The organism is Paenibacillus hunanensis (assembly GCF_034055775.1).
Lineage (GTDB): Bacteria > Bacillota > Bacilli > Paenibacillales > Paenibacillaceae > Saccharibacillus > Saccharibacillus hunanensis.
Genome location: NZ_CP139194.1, coordinates 4,633,785 through 4,659,307, shown reverse-complemented (window position 1 = coordinate 4,659,307; position 25,523 = coordinate 4,633,785). Strand labels below are relative to the sequence as shown.

General features: G+C 46.5%; 21 protein-coding genes. 15 read left to right on the top strand and 6 right to left on the bottom strand.

Going from position 1 to position 25,523, the window contains the following annotated elements:
- Positions 1 to 51: 51 nt before the first annotated feature.
- The 5 genes from SK066_RS18895 to SK066_RS18875 form a co-directional block, all read right to left on the bottom strand.
- Entirely contained in the window at positions 52 to 1,776 is a 1,725-nt protein-coding gene (locus SK066_RS18895; RefSeq protein WP_320542636.1) for an extracellular solute-binding protein, read from the bottom strand.
- Between the two features lie 71 nt (positions 1,777 to 1,847).
- Positions 1,848 to 2,798 (bottom strand): ABC transporter permease, encoded by a 951-nt coding sequence (locus tag SK066_RS18890; protein WP_407673832.1) that lies wholly within the window; start codon positions 2,796 to 2,798, stop codon positions 1,848 to 1,850.
- A 151-nt stretch (positions 2,799 to 2,949) separates the two neighbouring features.
- Positions 2,950 to 3,714, bottom strand: a complete 765-nt coding sequence (locus SK066_RS18885; RefSeq protein WP_320542634.1) for a sugar phosphate isomerase/epimerase family protein — start codon at positions 3,712 to 3,714, stop codon at positions 2,950 to 2,952.
- Positions 3,711 to 4,637 (bottom strand): aldo/keto reductase, encoded by a 927-nt coding sequence (locus tag SK066_RS18880; protein ID WP_320542633.1) that lies wholly within the window; start codon positions 4,635 to 4,637, stop codon positions 3,711 to 3,713. The genes SK066_RS18885 and SK066_RS18880 overlap by 4 nt, the downstream gene beginning before the upstream one ends.
- 1,098 nt (positions 4,638 to 5,735) lie before the next feature.
- Complete coding sequence (locus SK066_RS18875) at positions 5,736 to 6,761, bottom strand: LacI family DNA-binding transcriptional regulator (RefSeq protein ID WP_320542632.1); 1,026 nt, start codon at positions 6,759 to 6,761, stop codon at positions 5,736 to 5,738.
- Positions 6,762 to 7,208: 447 nt separating this feature from the next.
- On the opposite strand from SK066_RS18875, the gene SK066_RS18870 reads away from it, so the two are divergent.
- The 4 genes from SK066_RS18870 (at position 7,209) to SK066_RS18855 (ending at position 13,780) form a co-directional block, all read left to right on the top strand.
- On the top strand, positions 7,209 to 7,922 hold the full coding sequence (locus SK066_RS18870; RefSeq protein WP_320542631.1) for a FadR/GntR family transcriptional regulator: 714 nt from the start codon (positions 7,209 to 7,211) through the stop codon (positions 7,920 to 7,922).
- A 163-nt stretch (positions 7,923 to 8,085) separates the two neighbouring features.
- On the top strand, positions 8,086 to 9,453 hold the full coding sequence (locus SK066_RS18865) for a uracil-xanthine permease family protein (protein ID WP_320542630.1): 1,368 nt from the start codon (positions 8,086 to 8,088) through the stop codon (positions 9,451 to 9,453).
- A gap of 100 nt (positions 9,454 to 9,553) precedes the next feature.
- The gene (locus SK066_RS18860; protein WP_320542629.1) at positions 9,554 to 10,213 is read left to right on the top strand and encodes a cysteine hydrolase family protein; all 660 of its coding nucleotides are present in this window, start codon (positions 9,554 to 9,556) and stop codon (positions 10,211 to 10,213) included.
- 477 nt (positions 10,214 to 10,690) lie between these two features.
- Complete coding sequence (locus SK066_RS18855; RefSeq protein ID WP_320542628.1) at positions 10,691 to 13,780, top strand: PAS domain S-box protein; 3,090 nt, start codon at positions 10,691 to 10,693, stop codon at positions 13,778 to 13,780.
- A gap of 457 nt (positions 13,781 to 14,237) precedes the next feature.
- Here the strand turns inward: SK066_RS18855 and infC are convergent, their stop codons facing one another.
- Positions 14,238 to 14,717 carry a translation initiation factor IF-3 gene (gene infC / locus SK066_RS18850; protein ID WP_320542627.1) on the bottom strand — a complete coding sequence of 160 codons (480 nt, stop codon included), beginning with the start codon at positions 14,715 to 14,717 and terminating at the stop codon, positions 14,238 to 14,240.
- 171 nt (positions 14,718 to 14,888) lie between these two features.
- Between infC and SK066_RS18845 the strand changes: the two genes are divergently transcribed.
- The 11 genes from SK066_RS18845 (at position 14,889) to SK066_RS18795 (ending at position 25,232) form a co-directional block, all read left to right on the top strand.
- On the top strand, positions 14,889 to 16,370 hold the full coding sequence (locus SK066_RS18845) for a copper amine oxidase N-terminal domain-containing protein (protein WP_320542626.1): 1,482 nt from the start codon (positions 14,889 to 14,891) through the stop codon (positions 16,368 to 16,370).
- Positions 16,371 to 16,916: 546 nt separating this feature from the next.
- Positions 16,917 to 17,885, top strand: a complete 969-nt coding sequence (locus SK066_RS18840) for a hypothetical protein (RefSeq protein WP_320542625.1) — start codon at positions 16,917 to 16,919, stop codon at positions 17,883 to 17,885.
- Between the two features lie 267 nt (positions 17,886 to 18,152).
- The gene (locus SK066_RS18835; RefSeq protein WP_188773386.1) at positions 18,153 to 19,133 is read left to right on the top strand and encodes an aldo/keto reductase; all 981 of its coding nucleotides are present in this window, start codon (positions 18,153 to 18,155) and stop codon (positions 19,131 to 19,133) included.
- A 937-nt stretch (positions 19,134 to 20,070) separates the two neighbouring features.
- Positions 20,071 to 20,346 (top strand): hypothetical protein, encoded by a 276-nt coding sequence (locus SK066_RS18830; RefSeq protein ID WP_320542624.1) that lies wholly within the window; start codon positions 20,071 to 20,073, stop codon positions 20,344 to 20,346.
- Positions 20,347 to 20,557: 211 nt separating this feature from the next.
- Entirely contained in the window at positions 20,558 to 22,507 is a 1,950-nt protein-coding gene (locus SK066_RS18825) for an asparagine synthase-related protein (protein WP_320542623.1), read from the top strand.
- Between the two features lie 60 nt (positions 22,508 to 22,567).
- A complete protein-coding gene (locus SK066_RS18820; RefSeq protein ID WP_188773389.1) occupies positions 22,568 to 22,696 on the top strand; it encodes a paeninodin family lasso peptide in 129 nt (42 codons plus the stop codon).
- Positions 22,697 to 22,754: 58 nt separating this feature from the next.
- The gene (locus SK066_RS18815) at positions 22,755 to 22,889 is read left to right on the top strand and encodes a paeninodin family lasso peptide (protein WP_188773390.1); all 135 of its coding nucleotides are present in this window, start codon (positions 22,755 to 22,757) and stop codon (positions 22,887 to 22,889) included.
- Positions 22,890 to 22,939: 50 nt separating this feature from the next.
- The gene (locus tag SK066_RS18810) at positions 22,940 to 23,074 is read left to right on the top strand and encodes a paeninodin family lasso peptide (RefSeq protein WP_320542622.1); all 135 of its coding nucleotides are present in this window, start codon (positions 22,940 to 22,942) and stop codon (positions 23,072 to 23,074) included.
- A 311-nt stretch (positions 23,075 to 23,385) separates the two neighbouring features.
- Positions 23,386 to 24,321 (top strand): aldolase, encoded by a 936-nt coding sequence (locus SK066_RS18805; RefSeq protein WP_320542621.1) that lies wholly within the window; start codon positions 23,386 to 23,388, stop codon positions 24,319 to 24,321.
- Between the two features lie 169 nt (positions 24,322 to 24,490).
- Positions 24,491 to 24,799: a lasso peptide biosynthesis PqqD family chaperone gene (locus SK066_RS18800; RefSeq protein WP_320542620.1), complete on the top strand. Its 309-nt coding sequence runs from the start codon at positions 24,491 to 24,493 to the stop codon at positions 24,797 to 24,799.
- Positions 24,774 to 25,232 carry a lasso peptide biosynthesis B2 protein gene (locus tag SK066_RS18795; protein ID WP_320542619.1) on the top strand — a complete coding sequence of 153 codons (459 nt, stop codon included), beginning with the start codon at positions 24,774 to 24,776 and terminating at the stop codon, positions 25,230 to 25,232. Before SK066_RS18800 ends, SK066_RS18795 begins: the two co-directional genes overlap by 26 nt.
- Positions 25,233 to 25,523 lie beyond the last annotated feature (291 nt).

Below are 25,523 nucleotides of genomic sequence, written 5' to 3'. Positions count from 1 at the left end.
CAGCTACAGAAGGGATGAAAATATGAATCTAACTCATCATAGCTTCGTCGATCAGAAGAATGCGTCGATGTAGAAAACAACCGAGCTAGGATCTTTATCATATTTCTGTTGCAGATATTGCTCGTATTGCTCTACGCCAGCCGCTTTGAGCTGTGCACGATAATCATCCAAAATCTTCGTCGCTTCAGTCATGTCTTTAGCAAAGAAGGCTTGCACAAGCACGTCCTTATACGAATCGAGTACAGGCTTCAGCGAAGCCTCGATGTCTGGTACTTCGGACAGATAGGACGCAGCGGTGTAACCATCCCAGTATTTGTACTTCGGATTGCCATAGTTCATCAGCTCAAAATACAGCTTATAACGATCTGGCTGGGAATTAGCGCCACGGATCAATTCACCAAAGTCTTTATTGTTGTTCACATCTGTTTTACCGAGCAGGCTGCCCCAGAAGTAAGGGATCGTATTACGCTCATCCTGCGGGCTATTGTTCAGGATCGACAGCACTTTGTCTGTGAAAATGTACTGACCTTTATCATTGATCTTGTAATCTTCGCCTTCAATACCGTAGTTCCACAGTGCTTTACCTTCTTTACTTGCTAGATAATCAGCGAACTGTACGATTTGCTCTGGATTTTTGGTCGTGGCTGGAATCGCCCATACCTGACTACCGGATTTTGCTTTTTCGTAGATCGCATCCTCGCCTTTGTAGTTGTACATTTGATCCATTGGCAAATACTTTGTTTTCTCGAACATGGTCAGGGAATCTGGTGCGATGTTCATATAAGGCGAGATCGCATAGGAGCCATTGTTGTATGCTTCCTCTGCACGCACACCGTCCATGTTAAATGCTTCTTTATCAAGCAGACCAGCTTTCAGTAGCTTTTGAACAAAATCGATGCTTTTTAGTGCGTAGTCGGTTTCAGCTACGTGTTTGACCTTGCCATCCTGTACATCGAATTGGGTACCGTTACCGAAGTCGTAGTTTTTGAACAGGCTGCTTACGACCTGACCGCCCCATTTACGAGGGCCGATGACTGTAATAGGTTTACCGTTATTGTCTTTGAAGTTGCCCGCTTTGATCTTCATCGCTAGATTGAACAGGTCATCCTGTGTTTTGATAGAGGTTGGGTCTACATTCAGCGCTTTAGCGATATCGGCGCGAATCCACATGCCACCGCGATAGTGAATACGGTCAGCATCTGTTGTATTTTTAGCAGGGATGTTCATATGAATGAAGTATACTTTGCCATCGAAGTCTGGACGGAACATGATGTTCTCACGTGTATCACGTGGTAAAAAGTCCGGATCGAGATAGTTTTTCAGCACCTTCGTGTTTTCCAGATATGGACGCAGATCGGTGAACATGCCTTCACGCGCTGCTTTGAGCAGAACCGGCATTTCTGGACGACCCCCATGATCCAGATACGCTTCGATCACATCAGGCAGATCGCCAGTAGCGAGTGCAACCGTCAGCTCTTGCAGACCGTCAGCGGCACCGCTGGATTGCCAGTTCATCGTCATCCCGGTTTTTTCTTTGATTTTCTGGGCAACCGGGTTATTGACCTGATCATCAGGCAATTGTGCGCCGTCACCTTCGAGGAAGATACGTCCTGTTACATCGCGGTTAGCGATAAATCCATTTTCACCGGATTTGCGACCGTCAGCAGCGACGGTGCTGGCAGCATCATCTGTGTCAGAGGAGCAGGCAGACAGGATGGTAACCATGATCAACATAAGGGCAAGCGTAAAGGACAGACGATGCGTAATCTTTTTCAATGAAATCACCCCAAATGAATTATTTTCATATGTCGTTATACTCAGGTCAGGTGCATGTATAGAGCCATGTACTACCAGAGACTGGATTCATTTTTGCTAAAGCGTTTGACCAGATAGTTGGTTACGATAACGAGGATCAGACCGACCAGACCCTGTAGCAGACCGACCGCAGCACCGTAGCCGTATTGACCCTGCATCATACCGACACGTAGGACGTAGGTATCGAGAATATCGGAGAAGTCAGAGTTACCTGCGGTACGTAGCAGCCAGTTTTGCTCGTAGCCTGTAGTGAGCAAGCTGCCGATATCGAGAATGAACAGAATCGCGATTGTTGGGCGAATCGATGGCAAGGTGATATGCCAGATTTTGCGCCATTTGCTCGCACCGTCCATCTCGGCGGCTTCATATAGCGTGGGATCAATGCTCGCCATCGAAGCAAGGTAGATGATCGAGCCCCAGCCGATATTTTTCCATACATAGGTAAGGAACATGATGAGGTAAAAGTAATGACCATCCATCATATAAAACGTGCTTCCATCGCCACCAAGCGCAGCTACGAACTGGTTGAAAATACCATCATCCGGTGCAAGCACCTTGGTCGTGAAGGCAGCGACGACAACCCAGGAGAGGAAGTAGGGTAGGTAGGAGATCGTTTGCGTCATCGACTTGAACCATTTGGTGCGTAGCTCATTGAGCATGAGCGCCAGCAGGATCGGGAACGGGAAGTAGACGATGATTTTCAGGAAGCCGACAATAAAGGTATTAGCGATCAATTGTGCCGCATCCGGGTACGAGAAGAAGAGCTTGAAGTAACGCATACCGACCCACGGGCCGCCGAACATCCCGCCATTAAAGCGGAACTCCTTGAACGCCATCACCAGTCCAGCCATCGGTAAATAGGAAAAGATTGCGAAAAAGATCAAACACGGCAGAAGCATCAGATACAGGTAGCGGTTGGCAACGATTGTTTTCCATAATCCCGTTGAAGCGGCTTTTTTAGCTTTGCTTCTTTTTTTGGACATCGAATCCAGTTCGGCTTGCATAGCACGACTCCTTTCCATTTTCAAAGGTGCGGGAACTGGATGTTACCCGACTAATAAATAGCTGATCACACTGTAGTCCATGAGGGTTGCCGTATTGCTTATGAATAGGGAGGGGAGAAGCCGGGAACGCTTAACCCGGCTGTGCCACCAGCCCTTGTAGATAGCGCAGGCTCTGCTCCAGACTGTCCATTGGGGAGCCTGGACAATAATCCTGTTCGACTGCATAAAATTCAACACCGTTCGCCTCGCCCCATTGAAGAATCGGCATAAAGTCAATCGTACCGCTGCCTACCTCGGCGAAGTATTCCCGCCCATCATCTGTCATATCCTTAAAATGCAGGATCGGCATACGTCCAGCATACTGGCTAATGACCGACAATGGATCGTGACCTGCTTTTTTCACCCAGTACGTATCGATCTCCGCATAGACCGGCGCTTGCGCGTCATAATCGAGTAGATATTGCAGTGCGTATTGCTCGCCCATCATCGTATGGAATTCCCAATCATGATTGTGGAAGCCAACACGATAGCCACGAGGGGAGACGATCGCTGATACGCTACGTAGCTCCTGTCTAACAAATTCGTAGCCAGCTGCATTTTTATGCTCATCCGGTAAGGAGTGGCAAATAATATCCGGTGTACCGAATAGATCAGCCTCGCGCAGCACATTGTCCAGATCGTTACGCATTCGCTCCAGACCGACATGCATGCCAGCCGTTTTCATCCCAAGTTCCTTCACAACGGCGGCAATTTCTACCGGATCATTACCATGCAGACCGTCGATCTGAACAGCTTGCCAGCCCATTTTGCCAAGCTCACGTAATGTATAAATGTAATCCTGCTTGAGTTCGTTACGTACGGTGAATAGCTGCGCGGCGAGTTTATGTTGGATCATGCTCGTTCCTCCTTTTCAAGGTTCAACCATTGCAGGTCTTGCTTGGAAATCTCGATATCCAGTACAGCAAACGACTGAGCTAGCTCATCGCTGGTGCGTGGTCCGATAATCGCTGCGGTTGGGAAGGGGCGATGAAGGACAAAATACAGTGCAATCTGAGTCGGAGATACGCCCTTTTCCTCGGCTAGCTGTACTGCTCGGCGATAGCGTTCCCAGTTCGGTTCGCTATAATACACACGTACCATTTCTTCATTGGAACGATCATCCGGTGAAAAGGCACCGGAGAAAAATCCACCTGCCTGCGCAGACCATGATAACAGTGGCATCCGATTCGCTTCATGCCATTGTACAGTCGCAGCATCGGCAGACACGCAGCCCGGCCAGCGTGCTTCCAGTGCTACCGCGAGCGACAGATTCGGGCTGTTAAAGCTAAAGCCCTGCAAGCCATTAGCAGCTGCATAATCATTTGCCTCCTGAATCCGTTGCCAGCTCCAGTTCGAGGCACCAAGTGCGCGAATCCGCCCAGCAGCGAGATGCTCATTCAGCGTATCGATCAGCGGCTCCACTGGAACGGCTTCATTGTCGCGATGCAGTGCATACAGATCGATATACTCTGTACCGAGACGCTCAAGACTGATCAGCAGATCATGCGTAATTGCTTCAGGCGTGACGCGTGGCGTCGGATCACCCTTCAATGGATGAGCACATTTGCTAAGTAGAACCAGCTCATTGCGATTCCCCTTCTCCTTCATCCAGCGACCAATGATTTCTTCACTGTTCGTATACTGATAGGCCATATCGATCGTTGTTCCACCCGCGTCAACAAATTCATCAAGCACCCATGTCCCATTCATACGAGACAGATCCCCGGTACCGATAATGAGCGGTGATAGTGTAATTCCTGCGACAGCTACATGATTCAAACCAACATTCCCCCTTGTATCTGGTATCGATACCAGATGTAGTTTCATGCGTATCAATCGTATGCCTCTATGTTGTCTAACATGAATCCAATAGCCTGCTGTGAGTAGCTTCTATGATGTGGGAGGTGAAAAGAAGTGATGAGAAGAAGCAATGAAAAATCAAATTGATAGTGAGCGATATAATAGATCTCATTCAGTATCTGGAATCGATACCATAACCATGCAATGTCAAGAAGATGAATCGAGCCCTTGGAGTGAATACGAATTCTACATTGGGATGGAGTAAGATATATAGAGCATCAACCTTCGTCATATCGTCCAGACGCTCTAAATCAGCGAGCAGGGACTAAACCAGGTATATGCGAGTGAAACCAGATCGTGAGTAATAGGTAGGCGATAGCTTACAAAAGTATAAGTTGCATAGATGCTATACCGAATTGAATTGTAGATCAGATAGGTGAATTAATGTTAATTATAATGACATTAAAGAGTGAATTTATTGGAGTTTACGACATTTTTAAATTTGAAAAACCATTAAATGTAATGATAATTGACTTAATCGTAGGGTTATAGGAAGGTTTATTCGACATTTTCTGTTCTTATGAGACATTATATTACGCTAGTTTTGAAATTGACAAGTAAAACTTTGAATTTAATTTATTCCATGTAGAGTGGAGCGTAGAGCAGAATGATCGGTTGACTGGCTGAACAAGAGTATAGGATGCGTCTGTATGGTAACGATACCATAATTTTATGAAAGCGTAAACATAAATTGTTGATCTGCATTTGAATTTATTTGGATATCATGATCTTGCTGTGCTTCGCCTGTGTAAAGGCAGCTAACAGGAACCTCTGTAAGGATATTTAACTCGTACATGCACGTTGATGGATAGTCACATATGCTGAATCAAGCAGATTGTCTATAATACGGCATCGGTCTAACAGGATACTCCGTATCCATATAGCCAGCAGAATGGTCTTTTCATCTGGCTTCGCGATGCTCCGTTCCAAGCGGGGAAATCGCGCATTCCAGTTGAATAATGCTGATGTAGGAAGCTTCTGCTCTATGACATTTTATAGTTTTACAGTCTGCTCCCCTTACAAAGAGGTAGAAGGGTACATCGTTTTGCAGCTTTCACGCACGACGAGCTGATGCTGAAGCATAATGTCAGCTTGTGGACGTTGTTTGTCACGGATGATTAAGCGATGCAGATTCTCAAGCGATACCTGACCCATTTCATAAATAGGCTGCTGCATGGAAGTGATCGAAGGGCGCACAATATCGGTAATTGTACTGCCATCAAAGCCCATAATCGATACATCTTCAGGTACACGAAGCCCCTGATCCAATACACAATTCAATGCACCAACAGCCATATCATCGCTCGCTGCGAATACAACCGTCGGCGGCTGGGCTAGAGCAAGCAATTCGCCCATTAAGCGGTGTCCGCTCGGAAGCTTATAATCGCCGAACTTCACATAGTCCTCTGGAATCGTAATATCGTGCTTACGCAGTGCATCACGAAATCCATTGTAGCGGTTCTGCCCGGACGTCACATCCTCGAGATCGCCACCTAGATAAGAGATCGCTGTATGACCAGAACGAATCAAGTATTCGGTCGCATCAAAGGCTGCCTGATAGTCATCAATCAGCACAGAGATGAAGTCTGCATCAGGTGATTGCACACTGGAAAATAGTATCGGCATCGTCGCATTCCGAATAAAATTCACGATATCCTCATTCGTCTTCTCGTGCATAATAATGATGCCTTCTACTCGCATCTCCTGAAAAATATGCAAATACTTTAGCTCTTTGCCCAGATTCTCAGCGATATTACAGACGATCAGATTATAGCCGTATTTACTGGCAGCTTCCTCAATACTGCTCAAAATAGTCGAATAGAAGTTTGACGTTAGATCCGGTACAATCACGCCGATTGTATTCGTTTTTTGCTTTTTCAGGCTACGCGCAATATAGCTTGGCGAATAATTCAGCTCTTCAATCGCCTGATTCACACGGTTCAAAATGTCTTCGCTTACATATTTCTCACCGTTCAGGACACGGGAGACACTGGTCACGGATACACCTGCCCGGCGGGCAACGTCTTTGATTTTAACAGTCATGCCTTCAGCTCCCTTTACAGCAAATGATACCGCCTATTAGTATTTGCTTGAATGTGTCTTAGTATAATATTTTGACAATTCCAGCAGGTTTCGTCAATCGGCAAACCTGATAATACATGAAATTTCTACATCGCTTCGGTTTGATTCCATGGCATATTCATAAGCAGAAGAAAACTGGATAAAAGGAATATAGTAGAAAATAGATATATGTAAGTAAATATTACATAGAATCTAAACAAGCTATTTATTCGGCTTTTTCAAAGATATATAAACTAACATTAAATGCGTTTTAAAGATCAATTTCATTATTATCAAGTCAATAAATATAACGATAAAGAAAAAAAACGCTTGTTTTCGTATTAAACTGCTCCTATAATGTGCGATATAACGATCGAAACATCAGATGTTTACTAAAACAAGTCATAAAACCTAACATAATAAAAGGAGGTGCTGTTTATTTCGACACCAACGGGATTAAAAGCAGTCCAACGGCGCAAGCTGGTGGATGAGGTACTGGATCAGCTCATGGCACTCATTCAATCTGGACAATATGAGCAAGGTGCTAAGCTTCCACCAGAGCCAGAATTAATGCGGCTCCTATCAGTGGGACGCTCTACGGTACGAGAAGCAGTTAAGATTCTAATGCACGCCGGATTTTTAGAGGTTCGTCAAGGCGATGGAACCTATATCAAAAAATCGTCAACAGGACTCCAATCTGTAAAAGCAACATTGATTCCGCAAAATTTTGAACAGGTGCTGGAAGTCAGACGGATGCTGGAATGTGAAGCCGTCGAACTGGCAGCGATTCGGCGTACCGATGCAGATCTACAGCGGATGCGTACTCTATTGGATCAACGCAATGAATATTTAGATGGGGGCCGATACGCCGAATATGTGGCATCGGACATCGCTTTTCATATTGCGGTTGTCGAATCATGTCATAATGATGTGTTTACAGCCATGTACAGTGTGATTGCCGAGGGGCTACGTGAATTACTCAGTCAGCTTATTCTGGATACACAGGGCTATGAGGATAACACTGTTTATCATGAAGCGATCTATCATGCGATTGAAGCTCAAGATAGTAAGGCTGCCAAGCGCTATACGATTCAAAATTTGGATGCGGTGACAAGTCGAAGCTCTATCGCAGCTCATTCGTAATAGGCAACCGCCTGGAAGCAGCCATACTAGAGAACAATGCTCCACTACCAGCCTATCTATAGAGATAAACATCAGATGATATGCTGTTTGCATGTGAACAGGTAACCAAAGCCTGTAAAGAGTCCGGTGGATGAGGTATGAATAATCGATAGGAGTGGATACCATGCAAGATACACATGGGGAAGAGCAAGTATTAACGGTAGGCATTGAAGAGAAGCTGTCTGTGGGGGCCAATATGACGTATGGCTTGCAGCATTTGCTCGCACTAACAGGCATTTTCCTATTCCCGGTATTAATCGGTCAGGCGCTCAAGCTCGATTCGAGTGTAATTGGCTATATGATCCAGGCGTGCTTTTTAACGACAGGTCTGGTCACGGTGCTGCAATCGGGTCGTATGTTGAGACTACCGGTCGTACAGGGGCCGACAGCAGCTTTTTTCGTAGCTGTCCTGTCTGCGGGTGCTAGTGTAGGGCTTGGCACCGCCTTCGGTTCCATGGCAGTAGCCGGAATCATTTTCATGCTGCTGGCTATTCCGATTCGTCGCCTGGGTCTGATCGGCTATGTGAACAAATTTATTTCGCCACCGATTGTATATGGAACCTTACTTATTATTATCGGTGCCCAGCTGGCGAGCATTGGACTGAAAAACTGGTTTGGCAGTGTAGGTATAGGAATTAACTTTATCGCCTCACTGGTGACCGTGCTCTGTGTACTTGTATGTATGGTTGTAGGTGGGAATACTATGGTGCGACGTGGTGCGCTATTATGGGGCATCCTGATCGGAACGATTTTTTATTCGATATTCGGAACGACTGATTTTTCGGCGGTAGCATCTGCAAGTTGGTTTAGTCTTCCTGGAGTGTTTCCATTCGGATTTGGCGTATCGATTCCGATTGTCATTTTGATGCTACTCGCCTTTTTGCAAGCCTCAGCGGAAGCGGTGGGAATGTATACACTGCTCACCAAATGGGGCAAGCAGCAGTTAAGTAATGAGCGTGTAAATCGCGGCTTATTTGGTGAATTTCTAGGCTGTACACTGGGCGCAATCTTTGGTGGTCTCGGTACGACATCCTATCCTGAAAATATCGGTATCGTGCGTGTATCAGGCATTGGTAGTCGTTATGTAACGATGACCGCTGGCATACTGGCTATTGTACTTGGCTTGATTCCCAAGGTAGGTATGTTTATCGCTTCTCTTCCTGGGCCTGTGCTATCCGCAGCATCGACTATTTTGTTTGGCATTATTGCGATTAGCGGTGTACAGATGGTTAGCAAGGTCGTTTGGGATGAGCTGAATCTGGTCGTAGCCGGAGCTTCGTTTATTATTTCGCTGGGGACGATGTATTTGCCAGCAGAGCTAACTACGAAGCTACCGCTTGCGATTCAGAGTGTAGTGACGCAGCCAATGCTTGTTGGTGTCGTATTATTAATCGGTCTGAATACGATAGTGAATATGTGGCTACGACCATTGCTGGCACGACGCACAGAGCGTGAGGCTATATTACCTGAAGCGACAAGTGAAGTCGTATAATAACGTACAAACCACATTTAATCACTGAAAGTCATGACTGAAGAAATGATCAATATGTACAGCAAAATAGAAGACGAATAGCTTAAAGGGGATAACAACTATGAAAAATAAAATCAAATGGGATATTCAGCCTGAGCGTACAGCAGTTATCGTCGTCGATATGCAAAATGTATTTTGCAAGCCGGATGGCGCACTGTATGTGCCACGTACAGCAGAGATCATCGAGCCGATTCAGCAGCTGACAGCTGTTGCACGTGCAGCCGACATGCCTGTTATTTATTTACGCCATATTGTACGTGGTGATGGTAGCGATACAGGGCGAATGCTCGACATGTATCCTAATGTAAATGAAATTCTCAAGCGTGGTACACCAGGGGTAGAGATTATTGACGAGCTCACACCGGAGCCAGGTGATATTATAGTAGATAAATTATTTTACAGCGGCTTTCATGATACTGATCTGGATACGATTTTGCGTAAGCATGATATTCAGACGCTCATTATATGTGGTACGGTAACCAATGTATGCTGTGAAACGACTGTACGTGATGGCGCGCATCGTGAGTATAAGATTATTTTCCTCAGTGACGCGAATGCAGCGATGGATTATCCTGATATGGGCTGGGGCGCTGTAGCAGCAGACGATATTCAACGTATGACCTTGACGGTCGTTGCCTATGAATTCGGACAGGTATCGCCAACTGCACAGATCGTCGAAGAAATCGCCACGAAGGCCGTGCTTCATAGCAATAAAGTATAAAGGATAGGTCTAAAGCTTTGATAGTCCTTCTGTTCATCGGCAATCGATGAGTTCATCACTGATCCTGCGGACTGAGATCGAGTTTGAGTGGGGTAGCAGAGCTGTGTCGTTTTTATAAAAGAAGATTATGTATGCAAGGGATAGTCACGTACCATTCGTGGCTGTCCTTTTTTGTATGGAGGAGGAAGCGAATAAAATATAACAGTTGCTAAGGACATCACAGACAATAACCGATATACTTAGCATAAGTATGTTAGCTTCCATCGATTAATCTGCTCGAATCGAAGCTATATCATTTTCAATTCTGAAATAATTACTACTGTTTTATCCTCTTAGTCAATCCTTCTACGAATCGTCCGTTATGTCCTCGTTCACGAAATATACGTAGTAAAACCGTTTAACTTTCCTTGAAATAGGCTATATTATGGTGAAAGTTCCAAGTTTCAAGAAGTGTGTAGGATATGGGAGGATGGAATTGTGAATAAAGGGCTTGCACCTGATATGTCTTTACTGTTGCACGTATATCAGCACGCGCCCGGTGGAATTGCCATTTTTTCGCCGGCGGGAGCGTGTCAATATGTGAACCCGGCGTTTTGTCATTTGTTAGCGTATGAAGAGGAGCAATTGGGTGAGGTGCTAGAGCAGCAGCAGCTAATTAAGCTCTGGGCAGAGCATCGCAGCACGCAGGAGCTGGAGCATCGGATTGTACGTGGTGATTATCGCCCGATCTGGTTAACACTCAAGCCTTCCTTTTACCCGGAGTCTTCGGCTGAGCCGCTTCAATATATTATCATTTATGCTAGCGAAACGAAGGAGCATCAGGAGGAAGACCTTCGTACACTGGTTACACGTAATTCAACGAGTGTGGTTGCGCTGAGTACACCGGATGGATACCTTCAATATGTATCGCCATCGATCCAGCAAATGCTCGGCTATGCGCCGCAGGAGATCATTCATACGCACTATAGCGATCTATGTGTAGGTGACAATCAAGATTATATGCCGATCTGGATGCATGAGGGTCGGGGCAGTATCATTCGCCGTGTGCGTCACAAGAATGGAGAAGAGCGCTGGATTGAAGCGTTTATTCAGGAAATGCACGATGAGCATGGACGATTGAAAAATATTATGAGCGTCATTCAGGACGTAACCAAGCGCAAGTCGCAGGAGGATATCATTTCCCGTGCACACCGGATGGCAGGCATTGGTGCATGGAATTGGGATATGGTCAAAGGAGAAATCTATTTTTCGCGCGATGTATTGCGTATTTTTGGTTATGCCATGAAGTCGATCGAACATACACCGGATTCGTATCTGGCTGTGATTCATCCAGATGATCTCGATTATGTGGAAGAATGTATGCAGCGCTCGGTTGAGTTTGGCTATGATGGGGTGAACACATATCGCATAATCATTCCAGATGGAACTGAGAAGACGGTACAGACACACTGGGAAACGATCTGTGATCCAGATACAGGTAAGCCTGTGCAGATTATCGGCGTTGTGCAGGATATGACCCGTCAATACAGCGTAAGTGAGAAGCTGCGTCGCAGTGAGTACAATTATCGACTGATCACCGATAATTCACTCGATCTGATCTCACGTCATCAGGATGATGCAGACTGCACCGTGCTGTTCGCATCCTCGGCGTGTAAAACATTGCTTGGCTATGAGCCGGATGAGCTGATCGGTCGTTCCTGCTTTGATCTGGCGCATCCCGAGGATCGAGACAAGCTAGAACGATATATCGAAAATATCCGTTCCAGAGAGCACAATCATCATGATACATTGATTTTCCGGTATCGTCATCGCAGCGGTCGTTATATCTGGCTGGAAACACTCAGTCGCTACACATATAACGAATACGAGGGCAGATATACGTTTACCGCGGTATCGCGCGATATTACCGAGCGTAAATATTTGGAGACTGTGCTTCGAGATAGTGAATATCGCTATCGCTCCCTGTTCGAGCATAACCCGTCTGGCGTATGTGCGATTGATCTGGAAGGGCATTTTCTATCTGTAAATAGTAGTCTGGAGGAATTAACGGGCTATTCACGGCATGAGCTGATCGGAATGCAGGTATATCCATTTTTCATGGACGAGGATTTGCCAAAGATTCGTCATCACGCTAGACTTGCCCGGCAGGGCGTGCCACAGATCTATGAGCTGAATGTACGGCGCCGGGATGGCTCTATATTCAGTGCAGATGTGATCAATGTGCCGATCATGTCGGATACTGAGGTGATCGGGCTGTACTGCATTGTGACGGAGACGACAGAGCTGAAGCGCTATATTCGCTTGATTGAGAAGTTGGGTAATGAACGTGCGCTTATTTTGAACTCGGTATCAGAGGGCATTTTCAGTGTAGACGAGGATGGTCGTGGTATTTTCATCAACCGTGCTGGAGCTGAGATGCTAGGGCTGACGATGAAGCCCGCCATGCTGGCTGGCAGCGAGGACAGTGAGCCGGGCTGGCAGCATGGCTTCTATAACTTTGATGAGCTGAATGAGCAATCTGCGATTATTCAGGTGATTCGGCAGGCAACACCGCATCAGGAGGAAGAGACGGTTTTTTGGAAAAATGACGGCTCCAGCTTCCTCGCTGCCTATCGGGTGACACCGGTATACGAGCAGGGCGAACGGCGCGGAACCGTTATCGTATTCCGTGATATTACGAACGAGAAGGAAGTACTACGTGCGAAGGAGTCGGCAGAGCGTGCTGACCGTGCCAAGTCGGAATTCATGTCGGTGATGAGTCATGAGCTGCGCACGCCGATGAATGGAATTATGGGCATGGCAGGGCTGCTTGCTGAGACGATGCTGGATGAGCAGCAGCGTAACTATCTGGAGATTTTGCTAAGTAGCAGTGAGGCGCTACTCAATCTGTTGAATGAAATTTTAGACTTTAGCAAGGTGGAATCCGGCATGCTTGTGCTGGAGCCGAATACGTTCTCCATTGCTGATCTATTCGATCATATCGCCGAGCTATTCTTGCTACGCGCTTCGGAAAAGGGTAATGCATTGACCGTTACCATTGAGCCGGATGTACCGGAGCTATTATATGGTGATGAGCTGCGGATTCGTCAGATTTTGACGCATCTGGTGGGTAATGCGGTCAAGTTTACCGATCAGGGGCAGATTCATATGACGGTTCGCTCACTACTGCGTGAGGAAGGACAAGCGTCCAGCGGTGGAGATACCTGGCTGGAGTTCAATGTCTCGGATACAGGCATTGGGATTGCAGCCGAGCAGCAGCATCTCATCTTCCAGCCATTCTCACAATTGCATCCAGCGCTGAACCGCAAATATGGTGGTACCGGGCTCGGCTTATCGATCTGCAAAAAGCTGGTCGAGCTGATGGATGGCAGTATCGATGTGACCAGTGTCGTTAATGAAGGGTCAAGCTTCCGCTTTGTATTGAAGCTGGGCGCGGTATTGCAGACAAGTATGAATCCGCCTGCTACACGAGTAGACCTGACTCCGAATGCAGAGATTACCCGTCAGCGTAATCAGGCGCGCTTGCTGCCAGATAATGATTATTCCAAGGGGGATAATCACTGCTGATTCGCAGTACAGATCAGGGATCAGATGATTAGAGGCTGATTCTGTAATGTGAATGAGAAGTTATGTGATGGGAACGATCATATAGAGCAAGTTGAACAAGTAGAGTAAGCATTTAAAATACGATAGAGCAACTATCTGCTATGGCGTAACGGATAAGCGTATATACGATATAACATGATAGGTAAAAAGCCTTTCCCCATAATGAGGAAAGGCTTTTTACGTTCGATTTTTCAGTTCATAGGCTCGTTGTTTTCTTACGTTTCCAGAGTCGCAGCGGATTAGACGTATGAGCTAGCTTATTTTCAAGCGGTTTCAAGTGGCATTCCAACTGCTATTTCAATTCATGTTCCACTCGAAGACCATTCTACAACAATTTCTACGATAAACTTGCTTATACAAAGTCTATTCATCATCATCTTATGAGTGGGTGCTTGTGAGCAGTTGCTTGGTATATCGCTTAATTCAGCGGATCGAGCTGCACCATCGATTGCTTGCCACTGACCTGAATGCCAGTAGCTGGACGTCCTTCGGCTTTGAGATCACGAACCAAATCCTCTAGCAGCTTGCGAGCAGCGGCTGATTCTTTATTGTTACCTGTCTTGACGACGAGCATAACGGGATGACCGGAGTGGAGCAGGCGGCGTGCTTGCTGCTGCTTGGTTTCATAATCGTGATCCTCAATCGATGCGGTCAGTCGGATTTCCTTAAGCTTGGCAGGACGATCACGTTTGGCTTCCTGCTGCTGCTTCTGACGTGCTGCGCCTGCACCGATCAGCTGACATGGGGGCGGGCTACTGAGTAGCGAGGTGCAGACTAGATCGACCTTGAGCTGTTTGGCAAGCTTGAGTGCTTCCGCAGTTGGCATAATGCCCAGATCCTCGCCATTGATCCCGGTAACATGTACCTCAGATGCTTTAATTTTTTCGTTTTTAATCATATTTAGCTATCCTCCAGCAAAATGCGATAATTTTCTACCTTATAGCAAAGTGCTTCTATTGTAACATAGCGCCTGAAAAACGGCTGGTTATAGGTATTTGTTCATTTTACAAACCGCATATAAACTGGGATAATGAAGGCGAAGTCCGATACAGAAAGGGGAACACTATCAATGAAAAGGAAATTGTGGATCACACTTCCGCTTGTTTTACTGCTTATTGTATTATCCGGTTGTCAGGCAGTAGGCAATCTGAATGTGAAAAATGCATTGATTCGCAATCTGGAGGTACAGTCGCTGGAATCGAACCAGACGCTCAGCATGACACTGACACCTTCGGAATCAGCAAGTGTAGAGGATCGGATGATCGCTACGATGCTGAACTCTAGTAAACTGGTGATCGATAGCGCCAAAATGCAGAGCGCGAACGAGCTGTCACTGATCGGAGCTGTAGAATACAGCGGTCAGCGTCTTCCATTCCATGTATACATGAACCAGGGCGGTATTACGATCGATCTGGAAGGAGCAAAACAGCCGATTTACATATCTTATGAAGCTTACGGAGAGGCTGTAGGGCTGGATTCCGGCTTCAATCTGCAAGTATTACAAGGACAACAAAAGGAATTTGCCAAAGCCGTAGCTTCATTCCTATTCACGCATTTGCCAAATGCAGCGAATATTTCTGCTGATACAGTGAGCACAGCGGTATATGGCGGCGAGACAACGGATATGACTCGTCTGCATATCGAGCTGGACGGACAGGAAATGCTACAACTGGTTAAGCCATTCCTGACTAGCATCGCTGCGGATGAGCAAGGAATGAAGGAATTGCTGGGTGCATTTTATGATTATTACGCACCTCTGTTTATCGGTACATCTGACGAAGATTTAGAAGGAGTTCTAGGTAGCCGTGATCAATTCGTGAGCGAAGGCTACAAATCGATCAGCGAAGCGCTGACAGAGCTGCTTCAGGAATATGATCAACAGATCGAATCCCTAAAAGCTGACGATTCCTTCAATACCGTCTTTGGTCCAGAGACACGTGTCGTAGCCGATACGTATTTTGACAAGGATATGTATGCACGTAAACAAATGATGGATGTAACGGTTGCATTGCCGAAAGAATCTCCATATTCCTCGTTCAATCTTCATTCCGAAAGTGAATCGTGGAATGTGAACGGTAATGTGCTTGCGGATCCGGTAGATGTGAGCGGTGGTACATTGAACGTGACGGACAGCACGACACCAGGTACAGTGCTGCGTAACTTTGAATCCAATTCTCCGGTGTATCAGCTGATGAAAATGTCAGGTGTCACGCAAAAAAACGTCTATGTTGGAGAATACTCGGATTACAATACGATTACTCGCAACAAAATGACGTATATTGCGGTAAAGGATCTGGCAAGCGCGCTGGATGCGAAAATGGAATGGAACGCATCCAGCAAGCAAATTCGTCTGACTGACGATATTACTGGAGCGGTGACTGAATTGAAGCTCAACTCCAAAAAAGTAACAGTGGACGGTGTAGCACGTATGCTACCAGCAAATGTGATTCAAGTTAAAGGTACGACCTATGTCCCACTTCGTGCTGGAGCCGGTTTGCTCGGTGCTACTGTCGATGCGACTTATGGCGATCTGACAATCGAACGTAAGTAATTTCGGTTGCACACTTCGCAGTTGCGAAATCGAATATAATAATAACGAAAAGGACGATTTCATTTGCTGAAATCGTCCTTTTTTATGCTGATTTTCTTACGCAGACGTGAAATGATACTCCAGCAGAACCGTTTACCACGTCAAAATTACTCGAAACTCGCGATTAGCAATCCTCAATCTGCTTCGTAAAAGAGATGGGTTATCCCAAAAACCAGAGATTTAGGGAGCAATTGGACAAAAAGAATAAATAAGCAATTCGAATCATTCCAAGATAGCACATAGTGGCTAAAATGTATCCATACATAGAAGTGATCTGACTCGCCCGGGGTTCTGGTGAATTTTCATCGGAGTGCCGGATAGATTCATTTGAAGCCACAGTCTAGTATTTTAAAAAAAAATAAAAAAATTGCTTAATAACTATGTAATAAAATGAGTCAATTAGGAAATTAATGGTTATTAAACGGTCATGGAAAATTTAATCCAGTTTAACCATTTCCGAAACGATGCTTCGGATGTTTGATCGAATATAAAGGAGAGATTAGCTAAATGAAATTATGGGGTAAGCAAAAGGGATTATGGATCGCAGGTATTTTACTGGCAGGCACATGCTATCAGGCAGGAACGGCAGCGGCGGCACTTTCGTACAGTGATGATGTCGTTCCACAGCTGAGTTCAGACACAGGCAGTAACGGCGCAGCGACTGCAAGTGCGGAAGAGACAGGATATGAGGCATGGCGTGCATTCGATAATAGCGCAGCATCCGACAGCTACTGGCGAGCCGCCGCCGATGGATCGCTGGCGCAGATTGGCTACGAATTCAACGACAAAAAGGTAATTACACAGTACACCGTGCAGGCAGATACATACGATGCGGCAAGTGCGCCGCAGGATTGGGTATTTGCAGGTAAGCTTGGCAACAGATGGCTGGCGATTGATGAGCAGTCTGCACAGACGGACTGGCAGCCAGGTGAGCGAAGAACATTTGATGTGGATAATGATGCGGCTTATAGTGGATACGCCTTATTCATTTCTAGCAATAACGGCGGAGATTGGATAGCGGTTAACGATCTGGAGCTCAAGCAGTATCAGAACAACTATAATCTGGTGCCAGCAGGTACAGCTAGCGGAACGGCAACCGCTTCGGAAAATGGGGATACCGCATGGAAGGCATTTGACCATTCTGTAGCCGCAGATAGCTACTGGACATCCGATGCACAGAGCTATGTGGATGTGTCGCTGTCGTATACATTTGACCAGCCGACTGCAATTAAAGGATATTCGATCACAGCAGCAAGTCCGCAGACTGCTCCCGTATCATGGGTGCTGGTCGGCTCCAACGATGGAGAAGAATGGAGTCAGGTTGTTCATGAGGTGCCATCCTCTATTCATTGGGATTCTGGCGTGACGAAGACATATGCGGTGGATAACGATACAGCCTACAAAACGTATAAGCTGATCATCAGTCGTAACAGCGGCCCAGCACAGATTAGCATTAGTGAACTGGAGCTGTACTAAGCGTTAGAGAAAAGTAGCATGGAGATCAGGCTATACAAAATGTGAAAGAATAGCGCTAATGGGCTTTCGCTGTAATTAGCTGTAATAAGTATGAATGAGAACATGAGCATGAATGAGAAACGAAAGGGAACTGTTCATCAGGACAGTTCCCTTTTTTTATGTATCGCATAGCTACTGTAGTTGCCTGCTCTATTGTCATGGATAGGTGGAATGTGAGAACATAGTAAGGCATAACGATCAGCACATAGCGACAGGAGGACATAGAGAATGAGCAAAGTAATGCCACTTGTAAAGCGTGGGGTAAAAGCAAGCCGTCTGGCACTCGGATGTATGCCGTTTGGAGGAAGCTGGGATCAACAGCCATTTACCGACGAGCATGTGAAGGAAGCGGAGGCTGCGGTAGATGCTGCCCTGGAGATCGGAATTACGATGTTTGACCATGCGGATATTTATACACGTGGGAAGGCAGAGCAAGTATTCGGACGTATTTTGCAGGCGAGACCGGAGCTACGCGAGCAGATCGTGATCCAGTCCAAATGCGGCATTCAATTGCAGGATGATACATGGCCGGGCCGCTTTAATTTTTCGCGTGAGCATATTATTCGCTCGGTCGATGGAAGTCTGGAGCGTCTTGGAATCGACTATCTGGATGTACTGCTGCTACACCGTCCAGATCCACTTGTTGAACCAGATGAAGTAGCAGAAGCTCTTGCTCAGTTGAAGGCAGCAGGTAAAATTCGCTATGTGGGCGTGTCCAATATGAGTGCGCCGCAGATTCAATTTTTACAGCAGGCGATTCCAGATTCCTTTGCGGTAAATCAGCTGGAAATGAGCCTTGGTCATCTGCACTTTGTTGATCAAGATATCCATGTGAACCAAAATGCAGGCACAAGCGTGAACTTTGGCTCCGGACTGATGGAATATTGCCGTAGTCAGGATATCCAGCTGCAAGCATGGGGGCCGCTGGCACAGGGCAAATTCTCCGGTCGCGATGTGAAAAAGGAACCGGAACATATCCGCAAGACCGCAGCACTGGTACAGCGTATGGCTGACGAAAAAGAAACAACCGCCGAAGCGATCGTACTCGGCTGGCTCATGCGCCATCCAGCAATGATTCAACCGATCGTAGGTACAACCAATCCGAAGCGTATCGGGGCATGTCAGGATGCAGAGCGTCAAGCCGAGCAAATGACGCGTGATGAATGGTACTTGCTTTACACGAGCGCGCGCGGGCAAATGGTGCCTTAACATACGAGCATGACAGAAAGAGCCAGATGATACAGCATCCGATCAGGAGCTGTGCAGTCTGGCTCTTTCTTATAGATGGATAGTGGGATGGATTCGCATAGAACGATCAAGCCATAGCTTCCGCACAGCAATTCCCGTTCCAAATGAAGCTATGAGAATAAAGAACGAACAGGACGTTTGACCATATACCGATCCAGCGCAAAAACGTAAATGTAACCTTTTCCAAGACGTTAATGCACGATTTATATTCACTTTATGTATATCCACTTATCCACGAAAAGCATAAAAAATCGCTACATTGCAGTCATTACTCGTTTTGAATACATATAACACCAAAAGAATTTTAGGCGAACATATATTCTGTTCATGGTATAAATATCTTATTAAATGACAATGATGAACGTTTTGTAACCAAATTGTAATAATTTTAATCGTTTTCTTTTTAGTTAACTTACAAAGTCAGTTTTGGATATTATGGTCATTTACTTGTTTGATCAATCATTCTTCAAAAGCCAGTCATAGCAGGGGTTTATGCAAGGCATACACTTATAGCGACATAAAATAAAGATAAGAATCCTTGTCAACCCTTGCAGTACAAGGGTTTGTTCCTTTTAAAAAAAATCGCCAGAATCGTATAAAATGGAAAAATTATCATGTAAATTATTCGTTTAGAGTATATAATAGCTTCAACAGCTAAGAAGTTATTCAAAACGAATAACATTTGGGTAAAGGTAACAGAGCGGGAAGGCTAGCATTTGGTTCATTGATTAAACTGTTTCTCTACTTATGCTCAGGATGAGTATGTGAATGGGGCAGCAGTAATGAACAGCTGCTTCATCCTACCAAATGACGTATACTCGCAAACCCGTAGTTCCACATTTGTATATGATTGGCCGATGCTTCGCGCTTCGGCACCACTCGATCTACTGGAGGTGCAATGGTGAGCTATTGTGAAAAAAAGGTTAAGGCAGTTACTCAACTTGTCGTTGGAGCTGATGTTTACTATAATATGCCCTTTCAGGAAATGGAGCAGTCACCATCTGTAAAGATCGCAGAGCTGATGGAGCTGAACACCTTTGTACAGCATTACAGTCAGCGCACACAGCAATATAAAGGTCAGATTGAGCAACTACGAGAGCGCAGCAATCAGCTTCGAGCAGAGGCAGCACAGCTGCTACATCGTCAGCCGTTACATGAATGGAGTACACGTTAATTCATACATAATGGTATAGGTTGCAGCACATTGTCATGCTGGTGCTGAGAAGTGCAGAGGGCATCATGAAAGCTGCCAACCATACAAAAAACGAATCGTTTGCTTATTAAAAGTACGATCGTGTCAAAAGTAGGGTCGTGGCAACAGACGAACGATTCGTGACCATACAGAAATAACAGACATCAATATCCTCAGGAAAGGGGTGGAGTGAATGAGTACAGCAGCTGGTATATGGGATCATAGTAAACAATGGTCTTCCGAAGAGCTGGAGCAGACTGGACAGCGAATGATGGAGCAAATGGCACGCTATCCTAAGGATCGTTCCGGCGTCTGGCAGCAGGATCGCGTCTGGTTCGGCTGTCATGATCAATGGGTGACTCCGGAATCGGTAGGTCAGCCCATGCCTTATTATGATGCTCTGCGCGAGCTGGCAATCACAGGCGATGTGATTCTGGACAATCGGGAGGAGCTACTGGAGCAACTTGGACTGTTACAGCAGCCCGAATTACCGGATGTACTGCTGCTCATTCATGCCTACACCAAGTGGGGAGAGCAGATGCCTTCACGATTAAATGGTGATTTTGCCTTTATGATCTGGGATGGCAAGCAGGAACGACTGTTTGGCGCACGCGACTGGTCGGGAAACCGCACATTATATTATGCGAATAGACAGAATCAATTTTACTTTGCCAGTACGATGGAGGCACTGCTGCATACAGGCAATGTGAAGCGTAAGCTGTCCACGCCGTGGATGGCGGAATTTCTGACTACGGTAGCGATGGAGGAATCGACTGATATTCATGCCACCGTATATGAAGAGATTCATCAGCTTCCACCGGCACATAAGATCACGGTCGCATCCGGTCGTTGTCGGATCGAGCAGTATGGCAATCTGTTGCCAGATGGCCCGCTCCAGCTTCGCTCGGACGGTGAGTACGAGGAAGCGTTCCGTGAGCTATTTGCACGGGTTGTGCGCTCGAAGGTACGCACACGACATGGCGTAGCTGCTACGCTAAGCGGTGGACTCGACTCGGGCAGTGTAGTTAGCTATGCGGCACCGATTCTATCTCAGCAAAAGAAGCCGCTCTATACGTATAGCTTTGTACCGATTCCAGGCTTTAAGGATTGGACTTCCTCGCGAGTTATGGCGAATGAGCGACCTTATATCGAGGAAACGGTACGGCATGTGCGCCGCGTCAATGAAGTGCATGATCATTATATGGACTTTGCGGATCGAAGTCCGTTCAGTGAGGTGGAGCACTGGTTATCGTTAATGGAAATGCCGTACAAGTATTTTGAAAATTCATTTTGGATTCGCGGTATTTTTGAGCAGGCACAGCAGCATGGAGCAGGCGTGCTGCTAACAGGAGCGCGTGGGAATTTTACCATCTCCTGGGGGCCAGCGATTGAATATTACGGGCAGATGTTGCGCAAATTCCAATGGATGCGTCTATATCAGGAGCTGAAGCTGTACAGCCGCAATGCAGGGATAAGGCGTAAAAAGCTTGTACAGCAAATTGGTCAGTCTGCCTTTCCAGGTCTGGTACGAAGTAGCCCGGATCTGGGGCGACCGGATGCACTGCGCTGGATTAATCCAGAGCTGGCGGCGCGAACCGGTATGGCAGAGCGTGTACGTCAGGCAGAGCTGGATCTGATCGGCAGCGATACGATGACCGATGAAGAGGTTCGTAACAGCAAGTTCGCCAATCTTGCGGTTGCCAACAAGGATGGTGCTGTCACATCGAAGCTATCGATGGGCTATGGCGTATGGGAGCGCGATCCGACGAATGATCCGCGTATCGTCAAGTTTTGCTTATCCATCCCTTTCCATCAATACGTACAAAATGGCATGGATCGTGCACTCATTCGCCGTGCAACCGAAGGGCAGCTACCGGATAAAATCCGCCTTAATCAAAAGGTACGTGGACTACAGCCAGCCGATTGGGTGCTGCGTATGCGTCCGCAATGGGGCGCCTTCACGGATGAAATTCGTGAGCTATGCCGGGATGCCTCAGTCGCCGAATGGGTCAATACAGACAATATATTAAGTGCATTGCAAGAGGTGGGTGATGCGCCCGATGCAGAGGCGGCATTTAACCCATCCACAAGGCTGCTGATGCGCAGCTTGATCGTAGGACGCTTTATCCGCGGTCTTGCCTGAGCGTGAGTACGAGCAGGGGCAGCACGAACGTATACTCTACAAAGGAGGTGAATATAACCAATGACAAAAATGGAGTGGACCACTCCAGAGCTTGAAGTTCTGGAAGTCAATGACACGATGGCAGGTAAAGGCTGGAAAGTAATCGACTGGGTTACTTATGATGATGCTGACCTGTACAATCCAAGCTGATGCAATGAAGAAGGGGTAGTCGCTCGCTGTTTATATCCAAATTTGAGGAGGCAAACGCATGAACAATGAAAAAATGCAATGGCAGGCTCCAACGTTAGAGGTTTTGGATGTAAATGAAACAATGGCAGGCAAAGGCTGGAGAGTTATTGACTGGGTGACATACGACGACGCGGATCTGTATAATCCGAGCTGATCGATCACACCATACCTAATCATTTCTTAACGGACAAGGAGGAATCGATAATGACGAAAGAAAAAATGCAGTGGCAAGCGCCAGCAATGGAAGTGCTGGAAATGAACGAAACCGCAGCAGGTAAAGGCTGGAAAGCCATTGACTGGGTAACGTACGACGACGCAGATCTGTACAACCCGAGCTGATTCGTTTTTCCCAAAATCGTTGTTGCCAGCTGAGGGCATGATGCTTCATGCGTAAGCAAGAGCGACATAATGAGTGCAGGTGCTGAACACTTTGGATACTTATCCCTGGACCCATGTATTTGCTGAATATGAAGGTGGCCCTTATACATTTCACAGGTATAAGGGTCCATTTTCTTCGTGAATCGACCATAGCAACCGCCGTATGCGCCAGATTTCAATTGCATCGTGAGACAGCTATACGATGCTCTGAAAATAGGCTTGCATGACACTATATGTTGGCGCAAAGCGCAGAAACATGCTGGGAGGCCCAGATGATGAATACCATTCAACAAACTGTATATGAGGCATTTGGTTTAGCGATTCAAAGTGAGATTCCATTGCCTGAATTGCCGCCTGTGTCTCATGCAGGCAAAAATGTAGATGTCACGGTTCGTTTGGCAAGCTTGTCGCGCTGGGATGCTATCGTGAGCTCGCGCGATACGAATTTTAGTAATCAGACAGAAGGCTTTGTATTTCGGATGCCGGATACAGCAACCTTTTGCGTGCAAAATGGCTCGACCATTACGATTGATCCACTCCCTGGAGTGAGTACAGAAAAGCTTCGTTTGTTTGTGCTAGGCACGTGTATGGGTGTGCTGTTAATGCAGCGTGGTCTATTTCCACTGCATGGTAGTGCATTATCGATTGATGGACGTGCGTACGCCTTTGTGGGACAGTCCGGTGCGGGCAAGTCCACACTGGCAGCGAGCTTCCTTCAATCTGGATATTCGCTTATTAGTGATGATGTGATTGCAATTAGTTATGAAAATGGCGTGCCGCTCGTCTATCCTGCTTATCCGCAGCAAAAGCTGTGGCAGGAAAGTCTGGATCATTTTGGCCAGTCCTCCAGTGGATATTCAGCATTGCACGATGAATATGATAAATTTGCCATTCCGGTTGGTGATCGATTCCATAATGAGCCGATTCCGCTGGCAGGCGTGTTTGAATTAGTGAAAACCGAAGAGCCGTATGCGTCGATCCATAAGCTGGAGCGACTGGAGCGTCTGCATATTTTACTGGCACATACGTATCGGAGCGCGATTATTCCGCGGCTCGATCTGAAGGAGCAGCATTTCTCGATGGTGGCTGCGCTGGCGGGTGAGCTAGAGGCATACCAGATTCACCGTTCGACGACAGCCTTTACCGCGCCAGATATCGTAGAGCGTGTAGTGCAGCTGGTGCGTAGTGAGCATGAAAACGGAGCTTGATGGATTAGCATTCAGGCGTGTAATTGCCTGATCTAAATATCTGACATAAATAAAAGTACATTTTGCTAACCAAAGGAGAGGATCACGCCTTTACAGGCTAACGGATCATAGTAATAAGGAAACTAGCCATTGAACTGGCACCACTTATACGATGAGAGGGGAATATATAATGACAAATATAGCAGGACTCGATCAACAGCGATTCGTTCAAAACAAAAACTATATCGCCAGTGATATGAATGGAGAAAAGGTCATGCTAGACGTGCAATCCGGTAAATACTACAATCTCGGCACGATCGGCGGACGAATCTGGGACCTGAGCGCACAGGCATCTACTGTAGATGAGATTGTGGCACGTCTGTTGGAAGAATACGAAGTATCACAGGAGGTCTGCAAGCAGCAGGTGACAACATTCATGGGTCAAATGCTGAGCGAAGGGCTGGTTGACATCGATGATCAAGGCACTTCGTCTCGATAAACTGAGCAAGCTACGCAGCTATCCTGCCGATATGCGGCGACTCATGCTCGAAGCATTGATCGCACTGGCATGGGGACGTGTGCTCAAGCAGCTCCCTTTTGCCCGCGTATCACCGTCATTGGGTGATTACATGAAGGAAACATCCTATGAAAGCGAGCGCGAACAACACCGCCAGACCATACAAATCTCGCGCGCGCTACATTTGGTCAGTCCGCATGTCCCATGGGAAGCGGAATGCCTTGTCATGGCATTCGCCGCTCAACGTATGCTGAATCGCCGCCGTCTATCGAGCACACTCTATCTGGGCATGCGCCGTGATGAAAAAGGCAAAACTGCTGCTCACGCCTGGCTACGCAGCGGACGCTTTTATTTAACAGGAGCGAAGGAATTGGAGCAATACACGGTAGTCGGTCAATTTGCGAAGGGGTTTTAATTGTTACTTTTTCAGTTCAATTATTAGTGCTTTTCTAACACTATTTTATTTCTAACACCATTTTAGATGGAAAGTGGTTTTGTGAAGAAGAGTATTTACAGTTTTGATCTCTGATTCTCAATCTCCGATTGATTATGGATTAGATTGGAGATTATGGATGTTAGGTTTTGATGCTGCTTCTCCCTCCATGGTTTGCATACGTATGGAACGGAGGGAAGGAAATAAGGGGAAAGAACGATTTACAGTGTTAGTGATCTCCTAACACGAGGTTCAATAAAAAGTGATTTTTGC